This is a genomic window from Companilactobacillus suantsaicola (assembly GCF_004745525.1).
GTDB classification, from domain to species: domain Bacteria; phylum Bacillota; class Bacilli; order Lactobacillales; family Lactobacillaceae; genus Companilactobacillus; species Companilactobacillus suantsaicola.
In genome coordinates, this window is record NZ_RKLY01000056.1 from 1 (window position 1) to 2,722 (window position 2,722).

General features: G+C 40.3%; 2 protein-coding genes. Both read right to left on the reverse strand.

The window, feature by feature from the left end:
• Positions 1-744 precede the first annotated feature (744 nt).
• On the reverse strand, positions 745-1,425 hold the full coding sequence (locus EGT49_RS12250) for an ABC transporter ATP-binding protein (protein ID WP_046811108.1): 681 nt from the start codon (positions 1,423-1,425) through the stop codon (positions 745-747).
• A 4-nt stretch (positions 1,426-1,429) separates the two neighbouring features.
• On the reverse strand, positions 1,430-2,482 hold the full coding sequence (locus tag EGT49_RS12255) for an ABC transporter permease (protein ID WP_046811107.1): 1,053 nt from the start codon (positions 2,480-2,482) through the stop codon (positions 1,430-1,432).
• Positions 2,483-2,722 lie beyond the last annotated feature (240 nt).

Genomic DNA, 2,722 nt, shown 5'->3' on the forward strand with positions numbered 1-2,722 from the left:
GCTAAATCGCCGTTATTTATCAGGATAGATAACGGGAAAATTCACGGGACAGCGTTATTGCAACATGTCCGTGCTGTCGATCCAACAAAACGATCAGATGGCGAAGTTGTGGCCACTTTATCTCAGCAAGAAATTAGTTCAATTAGTACAAAGGTCCAACAATTTTTCTGAAAAGCAGATGTTATTTATTGATAAAAGAAACAAAATAGCCCCCAATATCTACATTATAGATATTGGGGGCTATTCTTTCAATGCTTTTGAGGGGTTATTTGTGCCTTTTTAATCGCCCCTATAAAACAGCCCCCGTTATCTAGTGGATAGATAATAGGGGCTGTTTTTTTGTTTAATGGTATTATAGGTACTATATTAGTATGAATATATTGGAGAAATAACATGTATAAAAACATCAAATAAATCGTCAGCGGATTGGGCGCTTTTATAATTGCCCAATGGCTCTATCATACTCTGTCACAATATCCAAACATCAATATTTGGCTGGCTAGACTGCTTCCTATTCTTATCATTTTTATTGTGTTCTTTTCTCTGCAATGGATAATCAACACATTTGAAAAGTAACCTTATAAATTTTAGTTATTATATTGGGCTGAAACCCTTGCTACAAGCGGACTAGCAAAAATGCAAGCTCGACAAAAACATAACTAAATAATCTATTGCTCTTATGATGATATTTTACCAAACGAGAAAAACTAGTCCGGAATATCAGCATAAGAGCAAGTGTGTTAATCAGTCCGTATTAGATAGTTTTCCGTCGACAATTTTGTAGACATTATCAGAAAACTCTCGCAGACGATCATCGTGCGTGACGATGACGACTGCTTTTTCCTCGTCATGCGCAATATTAGCAAAAAGTTGGCCAACTTCTTTGACACGTGCCGTATCTAATGCTGCCGTAGGTTCATCGGCTAGGATGATCGCCGGGTCTGTATACAACGCACGGGCAATTGCAACGCGCTGTTGTTGACCGCCAGACAATTCGCCAGGGTATTTGTTTAATAATTTTTGAATGCCTAGCGTTTCAATAATTTTGTCAAATCCATCTTGACTGAGGTTATTGTTAGGCTTCACCTGGTCAACAAGTTTGAATTGGTCTGCTACGGTTAAATATGGCACGAGATTGTACGCCTGTAAGACGAAACCGATTTGTTCAAGTCGTGTTTTTTCGGCTTCTTTGGTACTCAAATCACTGATGTCGTGACCATTCAAACGAACTGAGCCGTCTGTTGGTGTCTGTAACCCGCCTAAAATGGTTAGCAAGGTACTTTTACCAGATCCTGAAGGACCAATGATAAGCGACACCTCACCAGCTTTAAACGCTAAACTGACGTCTTCTAGTGCCGTAACTAAATTGGTTTTCTGACCAAATTGTTTCGTCACGTGTTCAAGGGCTAGTTTTTCTTCACGCATCTTTTTAACCTCCAATTACTGATACCGGATCAATCTTACTAATCACACGAATCGGAATGATTGCACCCAGTAACCCGGTTACCATCAATCCGGCCGCAATGAGTCCCATCAATCCCCAATCAAATGCCATTGGTACGCTATCTGGAATCCCAAATTCAGTTAATGCCGATAGTACAGCACCAACGACGATACCAGTTGCCATAATAAAGAACGTCTCAAATAACGTATTTTGGGCCAAGAAACGATTTGGAATGCCTTGTGCACGCAAAACTGCCAAGTTAGGCAATTTTTGAACCGTTAGAATGTAGAGGAAGATGGTAATCACAATCAATGAAATGACAATCAGGAAGCCAATCATGAGACCAAACGTCGCTTTTTGCGGTGTATAACCTGGCAATTTATTGATAAAGGCTTGGTATGAATAAGTCTTTAATGCTTTATCATCGACCGATTGTGACGTTTTTGAAGTAACTACGCTACCTTGGAATTGATCTGACACGCCCTTAATGACACGCCATTGCGCTAACGCGCCATAAATAACAGGTGCGGTGTTATACGTGGCATTTTTCGCATAACCCACGATTTTATATTTCGTATCAGATAACCCAATCGAAATTTTATCCCCCATACCGTAAATATCCTTATCAACTGAGTCAGCGAGGACGACTTCGTTAGCTGCCTTTGGCAAGTGCCCCTTGGTTAATTGTAGGTTTTTAGCGATGTACTCGTCGTTATTCATCCCAACGAATTGTGCGGATTCACGTTTTCCGCCAATTTTCATATTAACTGGTGTAATGCCAAGTGTTGCGGTTTTGTCGTCGCTTAACTGATCCACCTGTTTCGTTGTCAGTAATGACTGTCCGGCATTGCCATTAGCGTCTTTGGTCATTACAAAGGACTTAGACTGCCAGCTGTCCACCGCAGCGGTGTTAGCTGTTGCCAGCCCGAGCGCCAGGGCACTTAAAATGAAAATCAAATAACTGATTAAGACGACAACTGTTAGAATCAAGCCGTACCGTAGTTTTTCTTTTTTAATCTCTCTAATTGCTAAAAACATTTGTTCCTCCTGTATTTGTTGCAGTTCAACAAACTTACTATACACAAGTATACATGCTCTTATGATGAGATTCCGGACTAGTTTTGCTAGTTTGGTAAAATATCATCATAGGAGCATTTTTATTTATGGTTACACGTTATGAAGAGGACTTAAAAAAGTCCATTGTGGAGATGGTTAAAGCGGGACGACGATCCGATGAATTATCCAAGGAATACGGTCCTTCAGCCGATTCAATTCGGA

Bases quoted from the DNA above. Each gene is read 5' to 3' on its own strand.
- EGT49_RS12250 (WP_046811108.1), bottom strand. From the start codon at position 1,425: ATGCGTGAAGAAAAACTAGCCCTTGAACACGTGACGAAACAATTTGGT.
- EGT49_RS12255 (WP_046811107.1), bottom strand. From the start codon at position 2,482: ATGTTTTTAGCAATTAGAGAGATTAAAAAAGAAAAACTACGGTACGGC.